23 protein-coding genes and 2 pseudogenes are annotated in these 26,893 nt (G+C 58.7%); 11 read left to right on the forward strand and 14 right to left on the reverse strand.

The features are described 5' to 3' along the window. Positions 1–8: 8 nt before the first annotated feature. The gene (locus AC1RLZ_RS20610; protein ID WP_493190149.1) at positions 9–3,161 is read right to left on the reverse strand and encodes an efflux RND transporter permease subunit; all 3,153 of its coding nucleotides are present in this window, start codon (positions 3,159–3,161) and stop codon (positions 9–11) included. Then, a complete protein-coding gene (locus tag AC1RLZ_RS20615; protein ID WP_493190250.1) occupies positions 3,158–4,282 on the reverse strand; it encodes an efflux RND transporter periplasmic adaptor subunit in 1,125 nt (374 codons plus the stop codon). The genes AC1RLZ_RS20610 and AC1RLZ_RS20615 overlap by 4 nt, the downstream gene beginning before the upstream one ends. 236 nt (positions 4,283–4,518) lie before the next feature. Between AC1RLZ_RS20615 and AC1RLZ_RS20620 the strand changes: the two genes are divergently transcribed. Continuing rightward, positions 4,519–5,154 (forward strand): TetR family transcriptional regulator, encoded by a 636-nt coding sequence (locus AC1RLZ_RS20620; RefSeq protein ID WP_493190150.1) that lies wholly within the window; start codon positions 4,519–4,521, stop codon positions 5,152–5,154. A 265-nt stretch (positions 5,155–5,419) separates the two neighbouring features. Here the strand turns inward: AC1RLZ_RS20620 and AC1RLZ_RS20625 are convergent, their stop codons facing one another. The 3 genes from AC1RLZ_RS20625 to AC1RLZ_RS20635 all read right to left on the reverse strand — a co-directional run bounded on the left by AC1RLZ_RS20625 (position 5,420) and on the right by AC1RLZ_RS20635 (position 8,184). After that, positions 5,420–5,998: a PepSY domain-containing protein gene (locus AC1RLZ_RS20625; RefSeq protein WP_493190151.1), complete on the reverse strand. Its 579-nt coding sequence runs from the start codon at positions 5,996–5,998 to the stop codon at positions 5,420–5,422. Positions 5,999–6,069: 71 nt separating this feature from the next. After that, complete coding sequence (locus AC1RLZ_RS20630; protein WP_493190152.1) at positions 6,070–6,912, reverse strand: universal stress protein; 843 nt, start codon at positions 6,910–6,912, stop codon at positions 6,070–6,072. A gap of 204 nt (positions 6,913–7,116) precedes the next feature. Then, the gene (locus AC1RLZ_RS20635; protein WP_493190153.1) at positions 7,117–8,184 is read right to left on the reverse strand and encodes an acyl-CoA dehydrogenase family protein; all 1,068 of its coding nucleotides are present in this window, start codon (positions 8,182–8,184) and stop codon (positions 7,117–7,119) included. A 178-nt stretch (positions 8,185–8,362) separates the two neighbouring features. On the opposite strand from AC1RLZ_RS20635, the gene AC1RLZ_RS20640 reads away from it, so the two are divergent. Genes AC1RLZ_RS20640 through AC1RLZ_RS20655 form a run of 4 tightly spaced genes read left to right on the forward strand, consistent with a single transcriptional unit; the run spans position 8,363 to position 12,581 of the window. Then, positions 8,363–9,625: an acyl-CoA dehydrogenase family protein gene (locus tag AC1RLZ_RS20640; RefSeq protein ID WP_493190154.1), complete on the forward strand. Its 1,263-nt coding sequence runs from the start codon at positions 8,363–8,365 to the stop codon at positions 9,623–9,625. 3 nt (positions 9,626–9,628) lie between these two features. Beyond that, complete coding sequence (selD, locus tag AC1RLZ_RS20645; RefSeq protein WP_493190155.1) at positions 9,629–10,705, forward strand: selenide, water dikinase SelD; 1,077 nt, start codon at positions 9,629–9,631, stop codon at positions 10,703–10,705. After that, a complete protein-coding gene (locus AC1RLZ_RS20650; RefSeq protein WP_493190156.1) occupies positions 10,702–11,247 on the forward strand; it encodes a hypothetical protein in 546 nt (181 codons plus the stop codon). The genes selD and AC1RLZ_RS20650 overlap by 4 nt, the downstream gene beginning before the upstream one ends. Further along, positions 11,244–12,581: an alkaline phosphatase family protein gene (locus AC1RLZ_RS20655; RefSeq protein WP_493190157.1), complete on the forward strand. Its 1,338-nt coding sequence runs from the start codon at positions 11,244–11,246 to the stop codon at positions 12,579–12,581. The genes AC1RLZ_RS20650 and AC1RLZ_RS20655 overlap by 4 nt, the downstream gene beginning before the upstream one ends. A 15-nt stretch (positions 12,582–12,596) precedes the next feature. Here AC1RLZ_RS20655 and AC1RLZ_RS20660 read toward each other — a convergent pair whose 3' ends face one another. Further along, positions 12,597–14,501: an AMP-binding protein gene (locus AC1RLZ_RS20660; protein ID WP_493190158.1), complete on the reverse strand. Its 1,905-nt coding sequence runs from the start codon at positions 14,499–14,501 to the stop codon at positions 12,597–12,599. Positions 14,502–14,675: 174 nt separating this feature from the next. Between AC1RLZ_RS20660 and AC1RLZ_RS20665 the strand changes: the two genes are divergently transcribed. The 5 genes and pseudogenes from AC1RLZ_RS20665 to AC1RLZ_RS20685 all read left to right on the forward strand — a co-directional run. Then, positions 14,676–15,299, forward strand: a complete 624-nt coding sequence (locus AC1RLZ_RS20665; RefSeq protein WP_493190159.1) for a TetR family transcriptional regulator — start codon at positions 14,676–14,678, stop codon at positions 15,297–15,299. A gap of 6 nt (positions 15,300–15,305) precedes the next feature. Beyond that, entirely contained in the window at positions 15,306–15,839 is a 534-nt protein-coding gene (locus AC1RLZ_RS20670; protein WP_493190160.1) for an isochorismatase family protein, read from the forward strand. 43 nt (positions 15,840–15,882) lie between these two features. After that, complete coding sequence (locus AC1RLZ_RS20675) at positions 15,883–16,287, forward strand: hypothetical protein (RefSeq protein WP_493190161.1); 405 nt, start codon at positions 15,883–15,885, stop codon at positions 16,285–16,287. An 11-nt stretch (positions 16,288–16,298) separates the two neighbouring features. Beyond that, on the forward strand, positions 16,299–16,931 hold the full coding sequence (locus AC1RLZ_RS20680; RefSeq protein ID WP_493190162.1) for a 2-hydroxychromene-2-carboxylate isomerase: 633 nt from the start codon (positions 16,299–16,301) through the stop codon (positions 16,929–16,931). Between the two features lie 67 nt (positions 16,932–16,998). Further along, positions 16,999–17,682, forward strand: a pseudogene (locus AC1RLZ_RS20685) (pyridoxal-phosphate dependent enzyme); the annotation flags it as partial. 97 nt (positions 17,683–17,779) lie between these two features. Here AC1RLZ_RS20685 and AC1RLZ_RS20690 read toward each other — a convergent pair. From AC1RLZ_RS20690 to AC1RLZ_RS20700, 3 genes and pseudogenes are all read right to left on the reverse strand, one after another. Then, positions 17,780–19,130 (reverse strand): annotated as a pseudogene (locus tag AC1RLZ_RS20690) (IS3 family transposase). 52 nt (positions 19,131–19,182) lie between these two features. After that, a complete protein-coding gene (locus tag AC1RLZ_RS20695) occupies positions 19,183–19,518 on the reverse strand; it encodes an ABC transporter substrate-binding protein (protein ID WP_493190251.1) in 336 nt (111 codons plus the stop codon). Positions 19,519–19,793: 275 nt separating this feature from the next. After that, a complete protein-coding gene (locus AC1RLZ_RS20700; protein WP_493190163.1) occupies positions 19,794–20,150 on the reverse strand; it encodes an FAD-binding oxidoreductase in 357 nt (118 codons plus the stop codon). Positions 20,151–20,664: 514 nt separating this feature from the next. Between AC1RLZ_RS20700 and AC1RLZ_RS20705 the strand changes: the two genes are divergently transcribed. Next, a complete protein-coding gene (locus tag AC1RLZ_RS20705) occupies positions 20,665–21,291 on the forward strand; it encodes a TetR/AcrR family transcriptional regulator (protein ID WP_493190164.1) in 627 nt (208 codons plus the stop codon). A gap of 111 nt (positions 21,292–21,402) precedes the next feature. Here the strand turns inward: AC1RLZ_RS20705 and AC1RLZ_RS20710 are convergent, their stop codons facing one another. Genes AC1RLZ_RS20710 through AC1RLZ_RS20730 form a run of 5 tightly spaced genes read right to left on the reverse strand, consistent with a single transcriptional unit; the run spans position 21,403 to position 26,833 of the window. Beyond that, on the reverse strand, positions 21,403–22,602 hold the full coding sequence (locus AC1RLZ_RS20710) for an ABC transporter substrate-binding protein (RefSeq protein ID WP_493190165.1): 1,200 nt from the start codon (positions 22,600–22,602) through the stop codon (positions 21,403–21,405). 16 nt (positions 22,603–22,618) lie between these two features. After that, a complete protein-coding gene (locus AC1RLZ_RS20715; RefSeq protein WP_493190166.1) occupies positions 22,619–23,758 on the reverse strand; it encodes an acyl-CoA dehydrogenase family protein in 1,140 nt (379 codons plus the stop codon). A 13-nt stretch (positions 23,759–23,771) separates the two neighbouring features. After that, the gene (gene gabD, locus AC1RLZ_RS20720) at positions 23,772–25,235 is read right to left on the reverse strand and encodes an NADP-dependent succinate-semialdehyde dehydrogenase (protein ID WP_493190167.1); all 1,464 of its coding nucleotides are present in this window, start codon (positions 25,233–25,235) and stop codon (positions 23,772–23,774) included. Positions 25,236–25,268: 33 nt separating this feature from the next. Beyond that, positions 25,269–26,027 (reverse strand): N-acyl homoserine lactonase family protein, encoded by a 759-nt coding sequence (locus AC1RLZ_RS20725; protein ID WP_493190168.1) that lies wholly within the window; start codon positions 26,025–26,027, stop codon positions 25,269–25,271. A 26-nt stretch (positions 26,028–26,053) separates the two neighbouring features. Then, positions 26,054–26,833 (reverse strand): enoyl-CoA hydratase/isomerase family protein, encoded by a 780-nt coding sequence (locus AC1RLZ_RS20730; protein ID WP_493190169.1) that lies wholly within the window; start codon positions 26,831–26,833, stop codon positions 26,054–26,056. Between the last annotated feature and the right edge of the window lie 60 nt (positions 26,834–26,893).

Consider the following 26,893-nt stretch of genomic DNA (forward strand, 5'->3'; position numbering starts at 1 on the left):
TACGGTCTTCATCCATGATGATGGTTTGTGGCCCCGTTATGCGGATTCCGGCTGAACTTCGCCTTCAGCCTTTCGCGCATCGATTGGAAAGTGACGTAGAGCATCGGAATCAGGAAGATGCCGAGAGAACTCGCGGCGATCATGCCTACAAACACCGGCGTGCTGACGTTGCGCCGTGCGAGCATCGAGGCACCGTCCGCCCAAACCAGTGGGACCAATCCAAGGATGAAAGCGATCGAGGTCATCATAACAGCCCGGAAGCGCAGCTTTGCTCCCTGTGTTGCTGCGTCTCGGATGCTCAAGCCGGCTTCGCGTTGTTCCTTCGCGAATTCGATGATTAAGATGCCATTCTTGGCGGCCAAGGCGATCAACACGACCAGGCCTATCTGGGCGTAGAGGTCGAGACTCACGCGCGCAACGACGAGACCTGCGAATGCGCCGAGCACGCCGATGGAGACCGACAGCAAAACGGGAACTGGGATCACCCAACTTTCGTAGAGCGCGACGAGGAACAGGTATGCGAACAGCAATGCCAATCCGAGAATGACTGTCGTCTGTCCTTGCGCTTGCTGCTCCTGATAGGCCGTTCCCGTCCATTCGTAACTGAAGCCCTGCGGCAACGCGCCGGCGGATATCTCCGCCATGGCGTTGACGGCTTCGCCGGTCGAAACGCCGGGAGCAGGGGAGCCATTGATCGTCACGGCCCGGTAGTTGTTGTATCGCGTGATGACCGCGGGGCCCGTGATCGTTCGCAAGCTGGCGATCGATTGCAGAGCGACCATGCCGCCGTTGGCGTTCCGGACGTAGATGTCCCACAGCGCCGGGATATCTCGTCGTCCAGAGGCGTCACCCTGGAGATTGACCTGCCAGGTTCGTCCGAAGAGGTTGAAATCGTTGATATAGAGACCCCCTAAAGTGCTCTGAAGGGTCGAGAAGATTTCGTTGATCCCGATGCCCAGTTGCTGGGCCTTTTCGCGGTCAATATCAAGGAACAGGGAGGGCGAACTTGCTCCGTAGGTGCTGAAGACTCGGGTCAGCCGCTGGTCTTGGTTGGCCTTGTCGAGCAGCGCATTGGTGACCGCACCCAGGGTCGTGGGATCGGCGCCCTCCAGCGACTCAAGCATGTATTCGAAGCCGCCACTGGTCGAGAGACCGACGACCGCTGGTAGGTTGAACGGAAGGATCATTGCCGAGCGGATCTTTTGCACAGCCACAAAGGTCTGGCCGACCAGTGTTTGCACCTTGTCCGCGACCGCTTTCCGGTCGGCAAAGGGCTTCAGTTTGACGATCAGGAATGCATTGTTGCTGGCCGAATAATTGTCGAGCAACGAGAAGCCGATGATCGAGATCACATTGGCGACCTGCGGCATCTTCTGGACGGTTTGCTCGACTTCTTTCACCACTTCGCTCGTTCGCGACACCGAGGCGGCATCGGGAAGTTGCACATTGACGAAGAAAGCCCCCTGATCTTCTTCGGGAAGGAAGCCGGTCGGCGTGATGGCTCTGAGGCCGACGATACCTAGCCCGCTGCCGATCACGATGACGATCGACATCACGGACAAACGAAGCGTCTTTCCGACGATCCGTGCGTAGCCATCGCGCAAGCCGTCGATACGGTTGCTTATCCATCCCATCACGCCGCGCTTCGGGCCACCGTGGCGGAGAACGACCGCACACAAAGCGGGCGACAGCGTCAATGCATTGATGGCTGAAATCAGCATGGAGACGCTGATGGTGACCGCAAACTGCCGAAAGAGTTCACCGGAGATACCGGGGATGAACCCGATCGGAACGAAGACGGATAACAAGACCAGCGTGATTGCGATGATCGGTGCGGTCACCTGCGACATCGCTTTCTTGGTAGCGTCGCTTGGCGAAAGATCCGGTTCTTCTTCCATAACGCGTTCGACGTTTTCCACCACCACGATCGCGTCGTCCACCACGATGCCGATCGCCAGAACCAGAGCGAGCAGCGACACAGTGTTCGCCGAATAGCCCAGCGCCAGCAGCAGCGCGAAAGTTCCGATCAGACTGACTGGAACGGCGACGATCGGGATGACGGTGGCGCGTAGATTTCCGAGAAAGATGAAAACGACGATGGCGACCAGGATAAAAGCTTCTACCAGCGTATGGATGACTGCTTCGATCGTGTTGTGAACGAAATCGGTCGAGTCATACATCACGCCGGCTTTCATCCCGTCGGGAAATCGGCTCTGCAGAGCTTTGACCTTTGCGTTCACCGCCGCAGCGGTCGTCAGCGCGTTTGCGCCTGGTGCGAGGAACATGCCTATGCCAATGGCCGGACTGCCATCGAGCCGCGCCTCGGCATCTTCGTTCTGTGCCCCGAGTTCGAGGCGTGCGACGTCGCTCACACGCAGGGTCGACCCGTCCGGATTGGCGCGCAAGATGACCGCGCCAAATTCCTCAGGTGTGGTCAGCCGCCCCTGGGTCTGCAGGTTCATCTGGAACTTCTGATCGTCCGGAACGGGCCGGGCTCCGATACGCCCAACCGCAGCTTGCGTATTCTGCGCACTGACCGCACGCACCACGTCGGACGGCGCCAGACCGAGGCTCGAAAGCCGGTCGATGTCGAACCAGATCCGCATCGAATAATTCATGCGGCCGAACAGCATGGCTTGTCCGACGCCGGGCGTGCGGGACAATTCGTCCATAACGTTGATGATCGCGTAGTTGGTCATGAACAGCGAGTCGAACTTCTGTTCGGGGCTGTAGATGCTGACGAACTGCAGGATCGAGGAAGATTTCTTGCGAACGGTCAGGCCGAGCGCTCGAACTTCGGCAGGGAGTTGCGACAGCGCTGTCTGGACCCGGTTGTTGACGTTGACCGTGTTGATGTCGGCGTCGGTGCCGAGACTGAAGCTGACGGTTAGTGTGTAGGTGCCGTCATTGCCACTGCTGCTCTTCATGTAGAGCATCTTGTCGACGCCGACCACCTTGGACTCGATAGGTTGGGCAACGGTCGCTTCCAGCACTTCGGCTGAGGCGCCGGGATACATGGCGGTGACTTCGACCTGTGGCGGAACGATATCGGGCAACTGCGCCACGGGAATCCGCAGCAATGCGAGGCCGCCAGCAAGGGTCATCACAATGGCGATAACGATTGCCAGACGCGGTCGATCAATGAAAGTCTTGGAGATCACTTTGCGGCCTTTCCATCTGTCTGCGACGCAGAGGCCGGAGTGGCAATTTGCTCTGGCGTGACGCGCAGATTGGGACGCGCGCGTTGGATCCCTTCCGCAATGACGCGCTCGCCCGCAACCAGGCCTTCCAGAATGGTGGCGGTCAGTGCGGTGGATTGACCGCGTTTGATACGGCGCTGCTGGGCTATATCTCCCGAGCCGACGACATAGACGTAATCGCCCTGTTGGTCGGTCAGTACGGCGGCGCGTGGGATGGCAAGCACTTGGCTTGCCCGAACCGATTCCAGAACGACACGAACTAACTGGTCGTTCGTAAGTTCGCGCCTGCCGCTAGGCAAGGCCGGGTTCGGGATCGTGCCGCGCATGGTGATCGAGTCGGTGTCGCGCGCGACGTTGATATCGACGAATTCAAGTTTTCCGTTCTGCTCGTAAAATTCGCCGTTCGGCAACTTCAGGCGAAGCCGCACCGCATCGAAGCCGCCTTCGCGGTCGATCCGCTGATAGAGTTGCTGAAGCCGCTGCACCGAGATGGGGAAGGTAACATACATGGGGTCCTGGCTGACGACGGTCGCCAGTGCGCCCGCTGCGGGGCCGACGACGTTGCCGATCGTCACCGAGGCGCGGCCAATGCGGCCATCAATCGGTGACTGGATGTCGGTATAGTCGAGGTTGATTTCTGACTGTTGCAGTTGCGCCTTGGCGAGCCGAAGCTGAGCAGCAGCCGTCTTCTGCGCGGCATTGGCGTTGTCAGCGGCGCTTTGGCTTACCGCGGACGTTGGGAGCAGGGCATTTGTACGATTCAAAGCGAGATTGGCATTGTCGAACTGGGCCTGGGCCTGGGCAACCGCCGCTCGCTTCGCCTCCGCATCTGCCTCGAAAGGTGGCCGTTCGAGACGGAAGAGCAATTCGCCCTTTTTGACCTCGGCGCCCTCGACGAAGTTGCGCTCGTTGAGAAAACCGGTAACCCGTGCCATCAAGTCGACCCGGCCAAGAGCCTGAACTCTGCCATTGATCTCGCTGGTCTCGTTGACCGCGACGCCGCTGACCGTAACGACGCCGACGGCCGGCGGAGGCGCCGCCGCAGGCTGGCCGCTGGCAGGGGAAATCGCGGCCAGACCCATGCCAAGGCTCAAATAGACGAGCGACACGCTTTTTAGGTATTTAAACACCCCATGTCGTGCCGTCCCCGCATAAATCTTTAGGTTCGGAAAGGAGGCGAGGGCTCGTGTGCAATTGTCGAACCGAGGGAAAGTATCGTGTTTCATCAACGGTATCAGCCATCTGGGTTTGTTTGGAATGTCCAATGATAGCGCGATATACTTACATTCATGATCGTATGTAAACAGGAATTAGTGTGATGGCCCGGAAGACCAAGGCGGAAGCGGAACAAACTCGGGAGCGAATCCTCGAAGCGGCCGAACACGTTTTTTTTGCCAATGGCGTGATGCAGACCTCACTGGATCAGGTTGCTGAAGAGGCCGGCGTTACGCGGGGAGCAATTTATTGGCACTTCGCGGACAAGGTGGCGCTATTCAAAGCGCTGCATGAGCGGGTTCGGCTGCCTCAGGAAGAATTGGTGAGCCAAGTGGCTATCAGCGGGCATCCGGATCCGATCGGTTTTCTCGAGCAGACCGCTCTCGAATGCATCAAATCGCTGACGACGGATCCTCGCCTCATCCGTGTCTATGCGATTCTTCTCGTGCGTTGCGAGTATGTCGGTGAGATGGAAGAAGCTCTGGAGCGACAGCGCGTTGCGGACGAGGCACTGCGCGAAAACTTCGTCCGGATATTCAAAATGGCGCGCACCGGCGGTTCACTGAACTTGTCGTGGACGCCAGAAATCGCAGCGCAAGTGTTCGCCTCTATGATCCGTGGTCTCTGGTCGGACTGGCTACGCTATGGACAAGATTTTGATCTCGCCAGAGTCTGGCCACGCTGCGTATCGGAATTGTGCTCGTCGTTCCGCATTAGCGGCAAGCAAAATGAGGGATGAAATCGTCCGGTCGGTGAGGCAATGACGTCCACATGAAGCTGAGCCAGGGAAGTCGTCATCGGAATCTGAGCCCTCTGCTATTCTGCGAGAACCTTGACGTTGAAATGCCGACCGATCCGGAAGGGACACCGGATCGGTCGGCGCGCAACGCGGCGTTGGGACGAAAACGCCGCGGCGAACGGGGATACAGCGAACTTTGGCTCACGCCTTAAGCTCAATGAGCAGCCGCACGCCCCCCCGAATAGGAGACGGGGCTGCTTTGATTTCATCGTGATTTTTTGACTCCTGGATCGATGGCGACCTGAAGAAGTGAGCCATCGGAAACGACGACCACGAGGATCTTCAACTGACCGCTCGTCCTGTCGAGGCCCGCGCTGAGAGCTTTCGCGGATGCCGACTTTTCAGCAATGGCAACGATGTCCGAAAGACCGAATCCTGTGCGCCCAAGATCGGCGATGTTCAACCTTTCACCCGGCTCCAATGTCGCCACCGACATCGATGGGCGCAGTCCGACGAGCTCGCCGCTCGATGCAGTGACATCACCGGTCCAGACCTTTCCGCGGTGGACTGCCTTGACGTGATAGATGGGCTGGTCCGGCGTCCCATCGAAGCTGACATCGACCACGCGCGCGCCTGATAAATGCTTCTCGACGGCTAAGATGCTTTCGCCAACTGATACTTTGGCGCGGCCGAAGGCGGCGATTTCTCTGGCCAACGCAGTGTCTTGTTCGTGTGCCGGGGACAACGAAGGAGTCGCTTCTGCCGTGGACATAGACGTTGCGTGAGTTAAGATCGGCAGCAACATTTGAAGAATTAACAACGTCGTCAGCATGCGAAAAGACATGACGTATCCTTCTGCGTGACCGCAGTGAGTGATGCACAAGATATCTTCTGTGTTGGGGGCTCCGCTTCCCTCTATCGCGACATCAGAACGGGTACCTTTGCGAGATTGACGATGGTTTGCGTTATTCCACCGAACATCATCCGCACTGCTTTCGTATGGCCGAATGCGCCCATGACGATGAGATCGGTTTTGGATTTGTCCGTCTCAGAAACGATCGCCGCACCGATGGACAAATCGCGTGCTTCGATCTGCTTGACCTTAGCGCGCACGCCGTGTCTTCCCAGATGCAGAGCGAGATCAATGCTTGATTGGTCGTCGTCATGATCAACCGCCAGAATGTCCACCGATTTCGCTCGCAGTAGAAATGGCATCGCATCTGCAATCGCGCGTCGGGCTTGCTTGCTAGAATTCCAGGCAACTGTAATTCGTTGCGGCACAGCTTCGGCTTTTGCTTCCGATGGGACCATCAGAAGCGGCGCGCCACAGAGAGACAGGAGTTTTTCCGGGTGCCAGTTTTCCGGGAGCCCGTGCGGAGCGTCCTTGCCGATGACGATCACATCAGCCAGCAATGCATTGAGAACGATGCGGCGACTCATGTCAGAATCGCTCCACACCACACGATACGCAGCTTTGGCGTTGTACTGCGACGCTATATCCAAGAAGCGGTTGCCGGTCTCGGTGGCGAGACGTTGTTTCCGCACCACAAAATTTTCGATCGTCGATTGGATCGCGCCGCTTCCTCGCACATTCGCGTTGCATCGGGGAGGGTCGCCGACGACGTGGATACCGAGCAGCCGAGCTCGATGGTTGGTCGCCATGCCCGCGGCAAAGCGGATCTCGCTTTCTCCGTTCATGGAGAAATTCACGAAAACGACAATGTCCTTGAAAGACCTTCGTTGCGCTTGTGCGGCCATGGGTGCTCGGACCTTGCCAGTTGAGACGTTCGGCGACACAAGACATATATACATACGAAAACGTATGTATATAGAAGCCGACATTTGGTGGGCGATTTCATAAACTATCGCTGCTGCTCACCCCGAAAGGCGAGGCAATCCAAGCCTGGGCGGTCACGATTTGTTCTGCTGTGTGGTAGGGCGGCAGCCCGTGAGAAATGATGTCTAAGGTCGGCAGTAAGCAGAATTTTGCAAAATCCGGACCGATCTGCTGCGCAGATTTGCGTAACCGGCGGACTTAGTGAGCACTAGATCCCGGTTATGAAGCTCGTCCGAACCAATTGCGAAGTCCAGACGCGCCAGGCGCGCGTGGGACAAGATCTCGCGAAGCCCGCGGCCCTCTTCACCCACCCGGATAGCCAGCGTGCCTGCATACTCCACTTCGCTCGATGCGTTGGACTTATTGCCAGCCTTATCTTTCAGTCGTTGAACGAAGAACCGGTTGAAGCTTCCATCCGGGAGTGTTCGCGGAAGGAAGAAACAGGTGACTTCGCCATTGACCTTACCGAGAGTGAAGAAGCCGTCGGACTGCGGGACCGAGCAAAACCACTTGTGACCGGTGAGTTCGTACCAGTGTGCCGTTTTCCCATGGTAATCTTCTAAGTGCGAGAACCGTGCAACGGTCTGCGTTTCTCGGAGATCAGAACCACCTTGCTTCTCGGTCATGGCATAGCCGATGACCACTGACGGCTTATCTGCCACCTCACGGCGGCTGAACTCGTATTCGGTGCCCTTCGATTTCTCTGCCCAAATTCCAAGGGCAGGTTCGGCCTCGAAACCCGCATAGGAGGCGTAAGCCATGCCCGTCGGGCAGGCCGTTCCGGACTCAACCTGGTTCCAGACGTAGGAGAGCACCGCACGCGCGTAGTGGCCGTTCTTCTGATTTGTCCGCCAAGCGAGATTTGGAACCTCGTGCTTCCATGCAAGCGACATCAACTGGTGCCAACTTGGATGAAACTCGACCCAGTCGATGCGATTGCCGAACCGATCGTGCGTTTTGAGTTCGGGAAGATGTCGGTTCGCCAACCGGGCGAGTTCTTGGACGTCCTCATCGCCCGCTAAGGCTCCGAGGGCCTCGCAACGATCTGCGGCCCAAGGTGCCTCTCGCTGAATTGCGGTTCGGAGCACGACGTCGCCAGAGAAGGCATTGAAGTTGGCTGCCGGTTTGGCTTGGTTCAATACGACGTGAGTTGCGTAACGGTCCGTAGAAGTTCCTGCGACAGAGGTCGTCATAGCGTCTCCCAATATGCTTTCTGCTCCGGTTTCTGGATCCGCCTACCGTCAAACTCTAGCGTATCAGTGGTCCGGCTTTTTACCCTTGGTCAACAGGGAAGGTCCCTTGAATGCGAGATTTGAATGGTGTAAGAATTTTCAAACGGTGAGTCAAATTTCCACAGGGAGTCTTGAAACTATGGCCATGGGTGAAGGTCCTCAGAGCGGTTCTATCGCGCCGACGTCGCGAGTTCGCGACTACACCTCCCGCTTCGACAAGTTTTTGGAGGAGCATGTTTTCCCGCTGGAGGAAGAGTTGGCTCGCCAGAATGTAGGTACGGCTTGGCAGCCTCATCTCGATGACAGAGGCCGTATGCATCCGGCGGTGTGGGAGGCCCGACGGGAAGTCCAGCGTCGCGCTGGACCGCAGGGGTTCTATGCGCCGCACGTGTCCACAGCGCTAGGCGGCGGCGGTTTCAGCCGTGTCGAGATGCACTATGTCGAGGAGCACGTTTATCGATACAGCGGCTTGGGACTTGGTCTGGCGGCGCTCGGTTGGACCGAGGGGCCGAACCCGGCAATCGAACACATATCCAAGGAACTGCGGGATCAATACCTCGCACCCTTGATGCGCGGCGAACTCAGCACGGCGTTTGCCAACACGGAACCGAACGTCGGCAGCGACGTGCTCGGAATGGAGACCCACGCGAAACGCGATGGCTCGGATTGGATTATCAACGGCCGCAAGGCGTGGATAACCAACTCCCATTTTGCGGACTTCTACCAAGTCACGGCTATCACTGACCCGGGGGCGGGTACGAAGTCTATGTCGATGTTCATTGTCGATGCCAAGACGCCCGGCTTTCAGCGAGGTGCGGACCAGCCGACTATGCTCGACGATGGCCTGACCGGTCAGCTTATTTTCGAAAACGTACGCGTTCCAAAGGAAAATATCGTCGGTCAGATCGGCGACGGTTTCGCCCTTGCGATGTCGTGGATCAACTGGCGCCGTCTTTGCCGCGGAGGCATGTGTTCGGGATGGGGGTCCTGGCTCATCGACCGGGCGACCGCGTATGCCAACGAACGCAAGTCGGGCGGCAACACCTTGGCGCAGTTGCAAGCGGTTCAACACCTCATTGCTCGAATGGATGCTGAATTCTATCAGGCCCGTTCGACGTCGCTTATTGCGCAGGAAGAGGTCGATCAACTCGGAGCCTTCAACATTCCGTTGCATCGCGACGTTCCTCGCATCATTAGCTTGATCAAGCTGATCAATGACGAGGCGTTCTTCCGGTTGACTGATCACGCCATCCAGGTTCACGGAGCAAAAGGCCTCACCAAGGGATTGCCGGAGGAGAAACTGTTCCGGATCGCGCGCAACCTGCGAATTCCCGCAGGCGCGTCTGAAATTCAGTTGAATGCCATTGCCCGTGGCCGTCTTCGGCCTAGCAAGGCGGCATAATCCGTGAGCTCCGCATTGAGGCCTCTGACCGATTTCTCGCCTGCGGGTGGTTGCGCGTGCAAACTTCCGCAGGCGGCGCTCGGTCAGGTTCTGTCAATGCTGCAGAACATCGGCGGGACTTCTCGCGTTGGCGAAAACCTCATCGTCGGTCTTTCGCCACCCGACGATGCGGCGGTCTATCAGATCGATGAGGAGCGAGCCCTTATCGTTACGACCGACTTTCTGACGCCGGTCGTGAACGACGCTTTCGATTGGGGGCGGATAGCGGCGACCAACGCGATTTCGGACGTCTACGCCATGGGCGGACGCCCGCTGTTTGCATTGAACATCTTGTGTTGGCCGACAGAACTTCCGGAAGAGGTGCTGCGGCAGGTTCTGTCAGGCGGTGCAAAGGCTGCTCAGGATTGTGGAGCGGTCATCGTCGGCGGTCACAGCATCGTGGACCCGGTGCCAAAGTACGGCTTGGTCGCAATCGGTGAGGTGGATCCGAAGCGTATGTTGGTCAAAGGAGGGGGATGTCCCGGCGATAAGCTAATCCTGACCAAGCGGGCAGGTGTTGGGGTGGTGGCTACGGCCATCAAGAAGGGAGCGGCGCCCAATCCTTTGGTCAACGACGCTATCGCCATCATGACCCGACCGAACGCAAGCGCCGCGACTGTCGCAGGGCGCCACGGCTTGCAAGGCGGTACCGATGTTACGGGCTACGGCATAATTGGCCATCTTCATGAAATGGCCAAGGCCGCAGGTCTGTCGGCACGACTGTCCCGTTCGGCCAGGCCGTTTTTGCGCGGCGTTCGAGAGCTTGTGGAAGCAGGGTACGGACCGAGTGGCAGTCGCCGTACCTTGGAAGCCGCTCTTGATTCGGGCTGGTTCGATCCCGGCGACCTCGACAAAGTCGATCAATTGCTCTTTGCCGACGCCCAGACATCCGGTGGCCTGTTGCTCGCGGTCCCCGCGAATGCCGCCGACCAAGTCCTTTCGGATTTGCACGCAGCGGGTGACGGTGACGCCGAGATCATTGGAGAATTCCTTCATAGTGGACCTGCAGGATCCGTCGTCGTTTCTGGAGGTGGTCAGTGAACCGCTTTGCTTGTGTGACCGGTCGCTTCCAGCCATTGCATCATCAGCACATGGACCTGTTCTCGATCGCGTTGCAGAAATCGGACTATTTGATCGTTGCAATCACAAATCCCGACGTCGGTGCTCGGCATGCCGAACAGACGTCAGCGCATCGACACACTCAATCTGCAAACCCATTCACCTTTCATGAGCGTGCGCGATTGATTACGGCTGCGCTTGAAACGGCGGGCATGCAACACCCGTCCATGATCGTGCCGTTCGATCTAACGAGAGCGAGTCACTGGCATGAGTATGTTCCAAGGGCAGCTACGCATTTCGTTCGCGCCTACAGCGATTGGGAGAGGCAGAAGGCCGACATCCTCAAGCAGGCTGGCTACAAGGTGGAACTGATGGAAGGGGATAACCAGTCCCGTCTTTCTGCAAGCGACATTCGGCTCGAAATAGCTGGCGAGGGTGGTTCTTGGCGGACGCTAGTGGCGCCGGGGACAGTGAACCTTATTGAGAAGTTCCTTCGAGAAACTCCGTGGGGAGATCGGGTATGAAGCATCTGGGCTACGGCGAAGATCAACCTCGTTCCGTTGATGACCGTCTGCCGTCAGTTTTGGTGATCTTGGATGGTTTGGGCGATCGCGGGCTTTTGGAGCACGACGGACTTACTCCCTCGGAGGCCGCGGTTACTCCCACCCTCGACAGACTGACGAGACGGGGCGCTACGGGCTGGCATGTTCCGTTTGGCTGGGGTCCCGCGCCAGCTTCCGAGCGAGCGCATTGGGCGATGTTTGGTTTCGGCGACGTCCCGTTCCCTGGACGCGCCGTGCTTGAAGGTCTCGGCGCCGACATTGAGATCCCTCTCGACGTGGCGACGACATTCGCCTGCGTGAGGACGTCGGAAGTTGTCGGCAACGAGCTGAGGATTTTCGGCAGAACCGCGCGCACGGAAGAAGACGAGGCTGACGCGAGAACGCTTTTTACCGAGTTGCAGCCTCTTCTAAGGAGTTTCGGTGCCCAGCTACGCCCGATGGGCCGCGGAGAGGCATTGCTGACGTTTCCTGATTTCTCGCATGGCGAGGTCACCGACTCCGATCCGTTCTTCGAGACCTTCCATCCATGGCTGAAGGTCAGGGCGACTTCTTCCGATACGGAGGCGTTCGCCGATCATTTGAATGGGTTTCTGACGGCCGCACGCGAAAAATTCATTGCGAGCGACGTTAATAAGGCGCGGGAAGCTCTCGACAAGCCTGCACTGAATGTTCTGACCACCAAGTGGTCCGGGACGAGGCGGCGTATACCGACATTCGAACAGCGTTGCGGAGTGGCTGGAGCGGCCGTAACGGATTCAAGGATGTATCGCGGGCTGGCACGTATCCTTGATATGCAAGCAGAACACCAAGCCCCGATGAAGGATCACGCTCAGGATATGCTCAAGCGTGTTGAGATTGCGAGACGCTTGATCGCGAGGGGCGCGCGTTTCGTCCACGTTCATACCAAGGCGACGGATGAGGCGGGCCATGCCCGTCGGCCTCACGAGAAGAGGAAGGTCATCGAGGCGCTCGATGATGGTCTGAAAGGGCTTGATGCGCTCGCCGACCGCGCGATCGTTGCCGTCACGGGAGACCATGCAACGCCGTCATCGGGCGGCGTGCTGCACACAGCCGACGCAACGCCATTTTTGCTGGTGGGGCCGACCGTTCGAGCCGATGAGGTCGCGCATCTCGGGGAGCGTGAATGTCGTTCCGGCTGGTATGGCAGGATCAGCGCTTCAGAAGTGTTGCCTTTGATGTTCAGTCACGCCAATCGACCGGTGTTTCTCGGACACCGGTCGTCACCTCTTGTTACCCACGCGCTCCCAGACAAACCGCTTCCAATGCCCATCTGATGATCAACGCGAAGCTCATAGCTTCGCGTTGATCACGCCTTCGACCTCGACGATCGCCGTCGGATCCTCGATTGTCGCGGGAACGGCGTATTCTTCGCCGTCGAGTACGCGCTTGATGGTCGAACGCAGGATTTTGCCTGATCGGGTCTTGGGAAGTCGATCCACGATCAGAACCCGCTTCAGAGCTGCAACGGCTCCAATCTGCGACCGAACAAGACCGACGATTTCCCCGCGTATCGCATCGTGATCTGCGCGAACGTCGTTCTTGAGGACGACGAAAACGCAGGGCAGTTCCCCTTTGAGATCGTCCTTGGCACCGACGACGGCGCATTCTGCGACTGCCTGGTGTGACGCGACGACCTCCTCCATTGCTCCGGTCGAGAGGCGGTGCCCCGCAACATTGATGACATCGTCGGTCCGGCCGAGAATCCAGATATAGCCATCCGCGTCGAGATAGCCCGCATCCGCGGTGTCGTAGAAACCGGGAAATGAGGATAGATAGCTGGCTTCAAATCTCTCGTTAGCATTCCAAAGCGTCACTGCAGCGCCAGGCGGAAGGGGCAGACGAAGCGCGATTGAACCCATCTCATCCTGACCGACGGCCTTACCGTCCTCTCCGAGAACCTCAACATCATAACCGGGCATCGGAAGGCTAGATGAACCGTGCTTTGTAGGGAGCAACCCAAGTCCGAGAGGATTTGCGGCAATCGACCATCCAGTCTCGGTCTGCCACCAATGGTCAATGACCGGGACTTCAAGAACTTGTTCAGCCCAACGAACGGTGTCTGTATCGGCACGCTCTCCGGCCAGGAACAGTGCGCGGAAATGCGAGAGATCGTAGTCTTTAAGCAGTTTGGCCTCGGCGTCCTCTTTACGAATTGCGCGTACCGCGGTCGGTGCGGTGAACAAAACCTGCACCTTGTGTTCTGCAATGACGCGCCAGAAGGCACCAGCATCCGGTGTGCCTACTGGTTTTCCTTCGTAAAGGATTGTCGTGCAACCCGTGATCAGCGGCGCATAGGTGATGTAGCTGTGTCCGACGACCCAGCCCACGTCAGACGCCGCCCAAAAGACGTCGCCTGCTTTCATGCCGTAGATAGCCGACATGGTCCATCGCATGGCCACCATGTGTCCGCCGTTGTCGCGCACGACGCCCTTGGGTTTCCCCGTCGTTCCGGAAGTGTAGAGAATGTACAATGGGTCGGTTGCAGCCAATCGAGCACATTCGGCGGGCCGCCCGTTTTTGATGTCGATTCCCGCGCGCAACGCGCTGGTTTCCCAATCGTGGTCACGTTCGGGGAGCATTTCGGCATGTGCCTGCTTCCGTTGAAGAATGACACATGCCGACGGCTTGTGGGAGGCGAGGTTGATTGCTTCGTCGAGGAGCGGCTTGTAGGCGATAACACGGTTGGTTTCGATGCCGCAGGACGCCGATAGGATGACGCTCGGCTTGGCATCATCTATTCGCGTAGCCAGTTCACGCGGAGCAAAACCTCCGAATACGACCGAATGGATTGCGCCAATACGGGCGCAGGCGAGCATCCCGAAGAGTGCCTCCGGCACCATCGGCATGTAGATCAGCACACGGTCGCCACGCCTGACTCTCAGCTTTTCCAACATTACGGCGCATGCCTGGACCTCTCGCAGGAGTTCCGAATAGGAAATGGTCCGCTTGGTTCCTGAAACCGGGCTGTCGTAGATAATTGCGGCCTGATTGCCGCGCCCTGCGGCGACGTGACGGTCTACCGCGTTGAAACAGGTGTTGCAGACGCCATCGCTGAACCAGCGACCGTAGGGCTTAATGGACGAAAAAAACGGAGACGTAGGCGGGGAGAACCATTCGACGTCCCGCGCGGCGGCCATCCAAAATCCCATAGGATCGGCCTTCCAGGCGCTGTAAGTATCAGCGTAGTCGCTCATCGTCCTCACCACTGGCTTTTTTGCTGCCTCAGAGGGCATGTTCGTTTCGGAGAAAAATCCGATCGTGGGGCTGAAAATCGCCAAGCGATCGAAACCCTTCGCTATGTTCAAATGATCGAACTATGTTAGATTAGCCACGAGTGGCAAAGTTATGTCAAGGTTGGACTGGGCCGAATGGCAGAGCAGCGAGAAAATCGAAAGAAGTCGGTAAGCGTTCACAAGCGACTGCTGATCCTCGACGCGGCGAGGGCGGTCTTTGCGGAAGAGGGACTTGAGGGCGCGAGCGTTCGCGCCATCGCCAACAGGGCCGGTTACACGCCTGCGGCGTTGTATTTTCATTTTGATTCCAAGGAATCGATCTACGCAGAGGTACTCCAAGCATCTCTTGAGTCACTTGGCCAAGCGGTCGATGTGGCGGTGGCGGCGACACGAGCTCCTAAGCAACGGCTTTTTGCCGCCGCTATGGCGTTCTTCACGTTCTACGCAGAGAACCCGAGAGATCTTGATCTCGGATTTTACCTCTTCCGGGGCGGTATGAAGCCTGCTGGCCTTGGGCCGGACCGTGACGCAGCGCTGAACTCTTCCTTGGAGACTGCTCTTCTCCCCATCGCACAGTCGGCGGAGCAACTCGGGTCGTCGAAGCACAAGGCGAACCTGCTGATGGTGGACTGTTTCGCCCATGCCACGGGCTTGTTGCTGCTTCTGCATACCGGGCGAATTCGGATGTTCAATGCGTCCGCGTCGGAGTTGATGGAACGCTTCGTCAAGGACAAGATCGCGCTTCTGACCGAAGGATGAATGCACATGCTTACGCTCGACGTGGCGAATTCAACCCTCATCATTGTTGATTTCCAAAGCCGCCTGATGCCCGCTATCCATCAGGGCGAAACCGCCGTTAAGAATGCTGGGCGCCTCCTGGACGCGGCGCAGCTTCTGGGCGTTCCGGCGATCTTTACCGAGCAGAATGCAAAAGGGCTGGGTGCTACGGTGCCGGAACTCGATACAGGACGAGGACGCCTGTTCCACAAGCAGTATTTTGATGCTGCCCGCGAGGCGGGTTTTCTCGACCTCGTTCCTCAAGACCGCACAGTGGTGGTTGCTGGCTGTGAGGCTCATGTCTGCGTCCAACAGACCGTCCTCGGCATGATTGACCACGGACGAAGCGTCTCGGTCGTCCGCGACGCTCTCGGCGCTAGGCAATCCGAAAGCAAAGAGACGGCCATCCTGCGTATGGCTTCCAAAGGCGCGGATATAGTGACGACCGAGATGGTTGTCTTTGAATGGCTCCAGACGGCGGAGCACCCTCGTTTTCGCGAGGCGGTTGCACTGATCAAGTGACCGCAGATGACGTGACTACACCGGGACACTGGAGGTTTGTGACATGGCCGAATTTTCACTTTCCGCAGCATTTGACGAACTTATCGCGAGTCCTCAGTTCTGCGCGGATTGCGCCGGGATAAAGCCTGTTAGCCTCTCGGAAAAATCGGCCGCATTACTGGTTTCGTCGCGGGTTGATCTCAGTGACAGGCGTAAGAGCAGGCCGATATTGATGTCGCTTGTGGACCTTGCGATGCGCGCCGCGCTTCTTGCACAAGATCGCTTTCACGAGAGAGCGTTGGCGAGCAGTATCAGGATGGACTTCTTCGACGAGTTGCCGGACGCTCCCGCACTCGTCACATGCTCGGTTGTCGAATGCCATGATCGATATGTTGGACGAATTTCGATCTCTCCGGAAGCGATGCAACAACACGTTTCGTGCGTGGCCACCTGTACATTCATGCGATGAGGCCTGCCGTGATGGAACGGTTTCAGTCTGGCACGTCAAGGATAGAGTTCTGGTTCGATTTTGCGAGCAACTATAGTTATCTTAGCGCCGCTCGTATCGGCGATCTTGCAAGAGCCCAGAGCGTCGTGATCGACTGGAAGCCGTTTCTCCTCGGCCCAATATTCCGATCTCTGGGAATGGAGACGTCACCGTTCGTCTTGCAAAAGGAAAAGGGAGCCTATGTCTGGAAAGGTATGGCTCGCCGCTGCAGTAAATACGGTCTCGCGCCGTGGTCGCAACCGAGCGCATTTCCCAGATCGAGTGTCTTGGCCGCGCGTATAGCGGTTCTGGCGCTCGGGGCTGATTGGATGGAACGGTTTTGCAGGCGGGTGTTTGAGCTCAACTTCGTCGATGATCGTGACATCAGCGATCTCGACGAGATGACCAGGTTACTTGGGTCACTCGGATTGCCCGCAGGCCTCATCGAAGACGCTCAATCCGAACCGGTGAAGCAAAAGCTTCGTTCTCAAACCGACGAGGCGCAGCGGTGCGGCATCTTCGGCGCGCCAATGTTCTTTGTCGGCGGCGAGATGTTTTGGGGGGACGATCGGCTTGAGGATGCCCTTTGCCATGCCGCCAATGGCGGAGCAGGGCGAGTAGAGTGATGCTTCCTGGCAAAACTTACCCGTGGCATCGGGCAATACTAGGTTTCGACGAAAGACACGGACGACGATGAAGAAATACTCCAACGCAGTCGATGCGATCGGCAATACTCACCTCATTCGGCTCAAGCGAGCATCAGAACTGACCGGTTGCTCCATTTTCGGTAAAGCCGAGTTCATGAATCCGGGGCAATCGGTCAAGGACCGTGCTGGCAAGTGGATCATACTTGAGGCGGAGAAGCGCGGAGACTTGAAGCCAGGCCGGCTCGTCGTTGAAGCAACCGCCGGAAATACGGGAATTGGGCTGGCCGTTGTCGCAAGCGCGAGGAGGTATAGAACCATCATCGTGATTCCGGAGACGCAAAGCCGGGAGAAGAAAGACATGCTCCGTCTGTTCGGGGCGCGTCTGGTCGAAGTCCCTGCTGTGCCGTTCTCAGATCCTAACAATTACCAGCACGTCGCGAGACGACTTGTCGAAAACCTTCGGAAAACTGAGCCAAACGGTGTCGTCTACGCTGATCAATGGAATAACTTGGACAATCCGAAAGCCCATTACGAATCGACCGGTCCGGAAATCTGGCAGCAGACTGAGGGAAACTTGGACGGCTTTATCTGCGCTGTTGGCAGCGGAGGTACGTTGACCGGGATCAGTTCATATCTCAAGACATGCAACCCGCGGATCGTCGTCGGATGCGCCGATCCTATTGGCGCGGGCATGTTTGAGTTTTTCACGAATGGCGAGGCCAAGCGTACGCATCCGACGGGGGCCGTCTTGCGTGTTCGTCGTCAGATAATTTGAGACCGCTCAGGCATTTCGAGAAGTGAGGATCTGGCTCATCTAGGGTTAAAGTTTAAGCGGCTTGTAATCGATGCTGCAAGCGGCGGTTTGCAATGGTTTCACGTTTGATGCGCGCACGCTCAGTCAGGATGGTTTCGGCTCGGCCGAAGTAAACATCCGCAGGCGTGAGGTTGTCGATGCTCTCATGATAGCGGTGATGGTTGTAGTGTTCGACGAAGCCGCTGACCTGACGTTCGAGGTCCCTCGGTAAATAGTAATTCTCGAGCAGGATGCGGTTCTTCAAGGTCTGATGCCAGCGCTCGATCTTGCCTTGGGTCTGGGGATGATACGGCGCACCGCGCACATGCTGCATGTCCTTGCCCTGAGCCAGGTGGCCAGATCTTCCGCGACGTAACTTGATCCGTTGTCGCTCAGAAGCCGTGGCCGCTGCTTTATATTGACGTGGTCCAAGCCTGAGGCGGCAAGCGCCTGATCGAGCGTGGCCGTGACGTCGGAGACGCACATGGTTGGGCCCAGCCTCCAGGCCACAATGTAACGAGAGAAGTCGTCGAGCACCGTCGATAGATAATACCAGCCCCAGCCAGTGATCTTGAGGTAGGTGAAGTCGGTCTGCCAGAGCTGGTTGATCGCCGTGGTCTTGTCCTTGAACTCATTAGCCGCCTTGATCACCACATAGGCGGGACTGGTGATCAGGTCGTGCGCCTTCAGCAGCCGATAGACCGAAGCCTCGGAGACAAAGTATTTTCTCTCGTCGGTGAAGCGCACCGCCAGCTCTCGCGGCGACAACTCGGGGTGTTCCAGTGCCAGATCGACGATCTGACCGCGGACATCGTCCGGGATGCGATTCCAGACCCGGTCCGGCTTGGAGCGGTGATCGGCCAACGCCTCGATGCCACCCTCGCGATAGCGATCGTACCATCTATAAAAGGTGGCTCGCGAGACGCCGAGCTTTTCCAACGTGCGCCTGGCAGGCAAGTGCGATTGCTCGACCAGCGCGATTATTTCGGATTTCTCGGATGCTGGATACCTCATGCCTCGTCCTCCCCAGCCCCGTTCATGCTTTTTTTGAGCAGGCGGTTCTCCAGGGTCAGGTCGGCCACCACCTCCTTCAATTCGGAGGCTTCGCGGCGAAGGTCTTTCACCTCACCGGACGTGGCGGAGCGGGCCGTGTCACCCGCCAGGCGGCGTTTGCCGGCCTCCAGAAACTTCTTCGACCAACCGTAATACATCGAGGCGGCAATGCCTTCACGGCGGCACAGCTCGGAGATGTTCTCCTCGCCGCGCAGTCCTTCCAGCACGATACGGATCTTCTCTTCCGCCGAATACTGCCGACGCGTCTGCCGCCGGATATCTTTTAGCACTTGTTCTGCGGGCGCTTTGCCCAGTCCGGATTTCTGCTTCATCTTCGCTCCTGACGGCTACGATGAACCAGAAATCCTCCTTTCGTGAAGTCCCTCATTTGGTCTCAGGGGCGATGACGCCGAACACAATCCGCGATTTCCGTTTCGTGATGTCCGGCACAGCAAGCGCGGCGCTGGAAAGCGGAACGTCGATGATTGCGAGCACATTGTCGACGTCGATCCACCGATTTGCAACGGCCGATGCGACGTCCGACTTCGCCTGGTGGTCCGCGCTGATGATCTCGATCGGGCGGCCAAGCACCGAACCACCGAAATCGGAGGCCGCCACCGGGCAGCCGTCACGGACCCCGAGCCCGAAAAAGATGCGTACGGGCCGCTCATGTCGGTCAGAACACCGATCTTTATGGGCGCCTGCGCTAGGGCACTCGATGTCATGAAAAAGAAAGCTGCGATCAGCCGTTTCACTGCGTCCTCCCTAGAGTTGTTTTTTGAGGCGAGGTGCACTTGTCCCCCGTCCTACGCACAGCCGAAACGACGGACGATGTGATGACCGACCGTTCACGTTGACGACGTTGCGCAGGCGGAGATTTGCGTTCTGAAAACGATCGTCTTGAACGATCTTGCAGCGCGGCCAATGCTAACGTTCTTTGGCGTGGCAATCGCGCTTAGCAGTCGATCGAGGAGACATGCGAAGGCGAAGACCGTTTATTCTGTCAGGATCTTCCCGGGATTCATGAGGCCGAGCGGGTCGAGCGCAGACTTTATCGCAGCCATGACGGCGACCGCCTCACTGCTGTGCTCCTTCACAAGATACTTCGCCTTTCCGATTCCGCTGTAGTGTTCTCCGCTGCAGGTGCCTTCCATGTCGAGCGCACGACCTATCAGCCGATGGCTCAGGTCTTCCGCCAACTGCCGCTCCCGCGCGTCATCAGGATCGAGCATCATCACAAAGTGGAAATTGCCGTCGCCCACGTGACCGAAAAGCGCGATCGGAATATTCAATTCCGCCGCATCGAGAGCGGTGACTTGCACACATTCGGCGAGCGGGATATCGGGACACACACGTCCGTCACGAACGGCCTGCCTAGTACACCGCTCGGCACTTGCCACATCGTCAACAGATGCGACTGCGGCAACGAGCGGACTTGCCGCTCGCTCAATTTGAGGTACCGGACCATGACGGGCTTGTGCTTCGATTCCGCAAATATGACGGCGCTCCAGATCCAGCAGACGATGGTAAGCTGCACTCGCGCCATCGGACCTACGCCGCGCTGATGCTGGCAGCGCCCCCCCTCCAACTGATCGACCGGCGATTCGCACATCACCCCACTTAAACAACGGCAACGATGCCGGCCTTGCCGGATGGCCAATCGCCGCGGGACCGATGGCGACCGACGACCGTTAGTCGCGGTTTTTGCGGCACCTTTACATATGAACGATGGCTCTCTGTTCACACGGACGGATTTTGCGGCTTTTGTCGTTCACGTCCGTCAGCAAACAGGATAAACTGTTCATTATTGCAGTCGCATGGCGAGGTGCTTTGGCATAGCGCATGATTAAACAATGAGGACAGATCTTGGCAGTTGCGCAGGCGAAGCCCAAAAGACTCACAAGAACGGAAAAGAGCGAGGAAATCCGCCGCGCTCTAGTGGAAGCAGCTGCCAAAGTCGTAGGAAAGTATGGTTATGAAGGCGCTTCGATTACCCGGATCGCCGCGCGAGCTAAGGTCGCCAACGGGACCTTCTACAATTACTTCAAGACTAGGCAGGATCTGTTCGATCGGCTTCTCCCCGAGATGGGTGAGCAGATGCTCGAGTATCTTCGCACTCACATGGACCCCAATTCGAGCGGTTGGGCCCGCGAAGAAGAGCGCCTTCGCGCCTATTTTGAGTTTCTGGTCGCCAATCCTTGGTTTCATCGCCTGGTAAACGAGTCTGAAACTATGGCGCCCAAGGCCCACAAGGTCTATTTCGCAACGATTTCTGCCGGGTACGTGCGCGCCTTGCGCCGTGCGATAAAGGACCGCGAGATCACTTCGTTCAAAGAAGAGGATCTTGAGCCGCTTACCTACATGCTGATGTCGATCAGAACGTATCTTGCACAACGCTACGCTTATTCGAACGGTGTAGTCCGTGCACCCGATGAGCAGATCATTCACACATATGTCAAGTTCGTTCGTAGCGGCTTGTACGGCAAGGCATGATGCAATCGCGCCGCACGCTTAGAGTGCAAGCGACTGCCAGACGGAGTTCACCCCGTCCGGCCGCAGTATCGGGTGCAAATCCGATTTTTCTCGGATTCTCGATCTGATTATCTATGACTTGCAATTTCCTTCGGATTCAGGACGCCACGCGCTGGCGCCCGGAATGGTGCTGAGGATCTTGTAGTCGTCGAATTGATACTTCGACTCCGCCGGCGATTTCACTTGGGCCAGATACATCGTGTGCATGGCTCTGCCGTCGCGACGGAGCAGCACGTCCTTGTTGTAGAAATCGTTTATGGGCAACTCACGCATCTTCAGCGAGACGGCCTTGGCCTCGTCGGTGCCAGCGGCCTGCACCGCCTTCAGATAATGATAGACGCTGGAATAGAGGCCCGCCTGCAGCATGTTGGGAGGCCGTTTGCCGCCTGTACGGCCGAGGAACCGTTTTGTCCACGCACGGGTCGCGTCGTTCAGATCCCAATAAAACGATGTGGTGAGCACGAGCCCTTGCGCCACCTGCAGGCCGAGCGATTCCACATCGTTGATATAGATCAGGAGACCGCCGAGACGCTGTCCACCCTGCTGGATGCCGAACTCCGCGGCCTGTTTCACCGCTGTGATCGTGTCGCCACCCGCCGTGGCCAGCCCGATGATCTTGGCCTTCGATGACTGTGCCTGGAGCAGGAAGGAGGAATAGTCGGTCGTGCCGAGCGGCGCGCGCACGGCACCAAGCACCTTACCCCCCGCCTGCTTGACGAATTCGGAGGTATCGCGCTCCAGCGCATGACCGAAAGCATAGTCCGCCGTGATGAAAAACCAGCTGTCTCCGCCCTGCTTGAGGGTCTCGACCGCGGTGCCCTTGGCGAGCGCGTAGGTGTCGTAGCTGAATTGCACGGTGGTGGGAGAACAGGCTTTGCCGGTCAGATCCGACGTTGCCGCGCTTGCCGCGAGCATCACTCGATTGCGGTCGCGCAGCAGTTCGTTGACTGCCAACGCGATGCCAGAGCCGGTGACGTCCGCAATGGCATCAACCTGCTCGGTGTCGATCCATTTGCGAGCGATCCCCGTTGCCACGTCGCTCTTGTTCTGGTGATTGGCGAAAACGATCTCGATGCGCTTGCCGAGCACCGTACCGCCGAAGTCCTCGGCCGCCATCCGAGCCGCCTCCACCGCCTTCATACCGGTGATGTCCTCGTAGATGCCGGACTGATCGTTCATCACGCCGATCTTCACCACATCGTCCGACACCTGCGCGCTGGCCGCGGTGCAGCCGAGCGCGAGTGCGGATAGAATGACTGTATAACACCTCATTGTCCTCTCCTCCCTTTCACAATCCGTTCTTCAATTCGCGCGCGATCAGGATCTTCTGCACCTCGTTGGTGCCGTCATAGATCTGGAACACCCGCTGATCCCGGTAATACTTCTCGACCGGAAAGTCCGTCAGGTAGCCGTAGCCGCCATGGACCTGGATCGCCGACGACGTGACGAACTCGGCGGCCTCGGCGGCAAACAGCTTGGCCATCGAGGCCTCCTTGATGCATGGACGCCCGGCAACCTTCAGCTCGGCTGCGTGAATGTAGAGCTGGCGGGCCGCTTCTGTCCGCGTCGCCATGTCCGCAAGCAGAAAGCCGATCGCTTGGTGATCGATGATCTTCTTGCCGAATGTCCTGCGCTGGCGCGCATAGAGAATGGCGGCATCCAGTGCGGCCCGCGCGACACCGACCGCCTGGGCGGCAACGCCGATGCGTCCGGTATCAAGTGCCGAGAGCGCGATCTTCAGCCCCTCTCCTGGACGTCCCATCAGGTCTGCCGCTGGCACGCGCAGGCCGTCGAGCGCGACCATGCACGTGTCGTTGCTGCGATGGCCGAGCTTGCGCTCGCGGCGCTCCACCACATAACCGGGCGTCGCGGTGCGAACGAGGAAGCAGGAAACCCCCGCCTTGCCGGCAGCCGGGTCCGTCACCGCGAAGATCATCGCGATGTCGGCGCTGCCACCTGACGTGATGAAGCATTTGGAGCCGCGAATGACATAGTCGTCGCCGTCGCGGAACGCGCGCGCACGGATGGCTGCGGCGTCGGACCCCGCATCGGGTTCGGTCAAAAGGAAGGCCGCGAGCGCATGATGAGCAACGACCGGGCGTAGGAAGCGCTGCTTCTGATCATCGTCGCCGAATTGCAGGATGGCTGCAGCCACGGGCGAGTTGTTCGCCGCCATCACATTGGCGAGGCCTGCGTCGCCATAGGCGATCTCTTCCATGGCGAGGACGTAGGAGACGAAATCGGCGCCAGCACCACCCCATTCGCCGGGGATGCACACGCCCATGAAGCCGAGGTCGAACATCTGCGTCAAAACCGATCGCGGGATCGCATGATTGCGATCCCATTCGGCCGCGCGGGGCACTATCTCGCGCCGCGCGAAATCGCGCGCCATGTCCCGGATACCGGTCTGCTGGGCGGTCAGGGGCATCGCGCCACCATGATCAGATGCCGCCCATGCAGAGGTACTTGATCTCCAGATAGTCTTCGATGCCGTATTTCGATCCCTCGCGCCCGGTACCGCTCTCCTTCACGCCGCCGAATGGCGCGACTTCGGTGGAAATCAGGCCCTCGTTAATGCCGACCATGCCGTATTCGAGCGCTTCGGCGACCCGCCAGACGCGACCGATGTCGCGACCATAGAAATAGGCGGCGAGTCCGAACTCGGTATCGTTGGCAAGCTGGATGGCCTCCTGCTCCGTTGAAAATGTGAAGATCGGCGCCACGGGCCCGAATGTCTCCTCCTTGAAGATCAACATGTCGGTCGTCGCATCCGTGAGGATCGTGGGCTCGAAGAAGGTACGCCCCAGTTCGTGCCGCTTGCCCCCCAGAGCGACGCGGGCACCCTTCTCCACCGCATCGGCGATATGCTCTTCAACCTTGTCGACAGCCGCTGCATTGATTAGCGGCCCGATGGTCGTACCCGCCGCAAAACCGTCGCCGACTTTTAGGTCTGCAACCGCCGCCGACAGCCGCTGCACAAAGGCATCGCGCACCGTATCCTGCACGAGGATACGGTTCACGCAGACACAGGTCTGGCCTGCATTCCGGTATTTCGATGCGATGGCCCCGCGTACTGCAGCATCGAGGTCGGCATCATCGAACACGATGAAGGGCGCGTTGCCGCCGAGCTCCATCGAGGTCTTCTTCACTGTTGCGGCGCTTTGCGCGATCAGTTGCTTGCCGATCTCGGTCGATCCGGTGAAGGTGAGTTTGCGCACCACGGGATTGGCGGTCATCTCGCCGCCGATCTCCGAAGCCGATCCCGTGACACAGGACAACACGCCCGGCGGAACGCCGGCCTGCTCGGCGAGATGCACAAGAGCAAGGGCCGAGAGCGGCGTCTGACTGGCCGGCTTCACCACCATGGTGCATCCGGCCGCGAGCGCCGGAGCCGCCTTGCGAGTGATCATGGCTGCAGGGAAATTCCACGGTGTGATCGCGGCACAGACGCCAATCGGCTGCTTCAAAACGACGATGCGCTTGTCGACCGTGAAGGGCGGGATGGTGTCGCCATAAACCCGTTTGGCTTCCTCGCCAAACCATTCGATGAAGCTGGCCGCATAGGCGATCTCGCCGCGGCTCTCCGCCAGAGGTTTGCCCTGTTCGGCCGTCATGATCGCCGCAAGGTCGTCCTGATGGGCCATCATCAGCTCGAACCAGCGCCGCATGATCGCCGCGCGTTCCTTCGCAGTGCGCGCCCGCCACGCCACGCCGGCCTTTTCTGCAAAGGAAATCGCGCGCCGCGTCTCGCTGGCGCCCATCTTCGGCACCGCGCCGACTGTCTCGCCGTTGGAGGGATTCGTCACCGAGATGGTGTCGCCACCGTCTGCGGCGATCCACGCGCCGGCAACGGGGCAGCGATCGCGCAGTAATTCTTTGTTCTTGAGTACAGGAGGCTTCAGCATGTCGCTATCCGGTGTTTCGAAAATGAAGGCGGCTTACTCATAAGCCGTCGCGCCCTTGCGGAGCGTGCTCCACTGAAAGGGATCATGGCCGCAGATCACGGTGGTCCCGTCGTCGCGCATCTGCCGGATCTCGGCAAAAGACTTCAGGTAGAGATCGGTATTCCAAGTATTCTTGGGGGCGGTGTTCTCATCGAGATTCTGCAACAGGCTCACGGCATCGGAGGCCAGTAGGATGGAGCCGCTCTGCTGCAGCTCGATGCGCAATCCCATCATGCCCGGAGTGTGCCCGGGCAGCGGCACCAGTACGGCGCGGCCGTCGCCGAACAGATCATGCTGGCCTTCGACCGCGGTGGTGGGCAAACCGTGATCCCATTCCTGCGGGAGATACCCGGCCGCAACGGCACCATCGGCCCGCGCCGCCTCGATCTCGCGCGCATGAACGAAGAACTGCGCCTTGCGGAAGAACTGGTTGCAGCCGCAATGATCGGGGTGCAGATGCGAGCACACGACCACGTCGATGTCATCGGGCTCGACCTCTATGGCCTTGAGGCTGGCCAGCACGTTGACGCCGGACGGCATGACCGGCGTCATGACCTTGGCAAGCCCGCCCCATCGCGCTTCCGCATTGTCGGACACGGACGGATGACATCCGGTATCGAACAGGATGTTCCCCTTCTCGTGTCGGATCAACGCGCAAGAGACCGGGAGATCGAGCATCTCTGACTTTTCCGCAGGCAGATAGATGCTTTTCCTCATGCGAATGGTGCCGGCTTCGAGCATGTGCAGTTTCATGGCGGACGGTCCTTGTCTAATGCGTCTCATCGGCCGCGGAACACCGGAGGCCGCTTGTCGCGAAACGCGGCGGTCGCCTCCCTGAAGTCATCGCTGTCTGCGGCACCGTCGATGGCGAGTTTGGCCTGCGTCTCGATCTCCGGAGAGCCGACGGTCAGGCCGTTCAGGATTAGCTTGGCGCCGGCAATGGACAACGGCGCATTGCGCGACAAGCCGGCCGCGAACGCGCCGGCCGCCTGCATTGGATCGTCCGCGACTTCGTCAGCGAAGCCGATCTCCAGCGCACGGCGGCCGTCGAACTGCTCGGCGGTAAATAGTATCCGCTTCGCGTGGGTCAGTCCGACCAAGTTGCGCAGCCGATCGGTACTGCGCACGCCGTAGATGATGGACAGGCGCGCAGCGGGAATGCCAATCCGCGCATCCGGCGCGGCGAAGCGGAAATCACAGGCCATTGCAAGATGGCAGGCACCACCCAGGCAATAGCCTGAAATCGCGGCGATCACCGGCTTGCCGCAACGCGCGATCGATTCCGAAGCCGCATCCACCGCGGTTTCATAGATCACGCTCTGCTCAGCGGTGGACCGCACACGCGCGAATTCGCTGACATCCGCGCCCACGCTAAAGTCCGGCGCCTCGCCCGTCAGGATCACGGCGCGCACGCCATCATCGGCAGCGAGTTCCTCGAAGATGGTCCGCGTCGCTTCCCACATGGCCAGCGTGATCGCGTTGCGAACGCGGGATCGCTGGAGTCGCACAGTGGCGATACCATCGTGCTTCGAGATCGCGATGTTCGCGCCGTCCGTCACCTGCTGTCTCCCTTGCCTCTTCGTTCGTGCCCCGCCGGCAACCACGCCTTCGAGATGCCC

Source organism: Tardiphaga sp. GW822-FHT04G09, assembly GCF_058800725.1.

Excerpts from the sequence above, each read along its gene's own strand:
- AC1RLZ_RS20630 (WP_493190152.1), bottom strand. The coding sequence starts at position 6,912 with ATGGCCGCACAAGCGCAACGAAGGTCTTTCAAGGACATTGTCGTTTTC.
- AC1RLZ_RS20635 (WP_493190153.1), bottom strand. The coding sequence starts at position 8,184 with ATGACGACCTCTGTCGCAGGAACTTCTACGGACCGTTACGCAACTCAC.
- AC1RLZ_RS20710 (WP_493190165.1), bottom strand. The coding sequence starts at position 22,602 with ATGAGGTGTTATACAGTCATTCTATCCGCACTCGCGCTCGGCTGCACC.
- AC1RLZ_RS20725 (WP_493190168.1), bottom strand. The coding sequence starts at position 26,027 with ATGAAACTGCACATGCTCGAAGCCGGCACCATTCGCATGAGGAAAAGC.
- gabD (WP_493190167.1), bottom strand. The coding sequence starts at position 25,235 with ATGCTGAAGCCTCCTGTACTCAAGAACAAAGAATTACTGCGCGATCGC.
- AC1RLZ_RS20615 (WP_493190250.1), bottom strand. The coding sequence starts at position 4,282 with ATGGGTCTGGCCGCGATTTCCCCTGCCAGCGGCCAGCCTGCGGCGGCG.
- AC1RLZ_RS20680 (WP_493190162.1), top strand. The coding sequence starts at position 16,299 with ATGGAACGGTTTCAGTCTGGCACGTCAAGGATAGAGTTCTGGTTCGAT.
- AC1RLZ_RS20640 (WP_493190154.1), top strand. The coding sequence starts at position 8,363 with ATGGCCATGGGTGAAGGTCCTCAGAGCGGTTCTATCGCGCCGACGTCG.
- AC1RLZ_RS20655 (WP_493190157.1), top strand. The coding sequence starts at position 11,244 with ATGAAGCATCTGGGCTACGGCGAAGATCAACCTCGTTCCGTTGATGAC.
- AC1RLZ_RS20665 (WP_493190159.1), top strand. The coding sequence starts at position 14,676 with ATGGCAGAGCAGCGAGAAAATCGAAAGAAGTCGGTAAGCGTTCACAAG.
- AC1RLZ_RS20625 (WP_493190151.1), bottom strand. The coding sequence starts at position 5,998 with ATGTCTTTTCGCATGCTGACGACGTTGTTAATTCTTCAAATGTTGCTG.
- AC1RLZ_RS20675 (WP_493190161.1), top strand. The coding sequence starts at position 15,883 with ATGGCCGAATTTTCACTTTCCGCAGCATTTGACGAACTTATCGCGAGT.
- AC1RLZ_RS20715 (WP_493190166.1), bottom strand. The coding sequence starts at position 23,758 with ATGCCCCTGACCGCCCAGCAGACCGGTATCCGGGACATGGCGCGCGAT.
- AC1RLZ_RS20670 (WP_493190160.1), top strand. The coding sequence starts at position 15,306 with ATGCTTACGCTCGACGTGGCGAATTCAACCCTCATCATTGTTGATTTC.
- AC1RLZ_RS20620 (WP_493190150.1), top strand. The coding sequence starts at position 4,519 with ATGGCCCGGAAGACCAAGGCGGAAGCGGAACAAACTCGGGAGCGAATC.
- AC1RLZ_RS20660 (WP_493190158.1), bottom strand. The coding sequence starts at position 14,501 with ATGAGCGACTACGCTGATACTTACAGCGCCTGGAAGGCCGATCCTATG.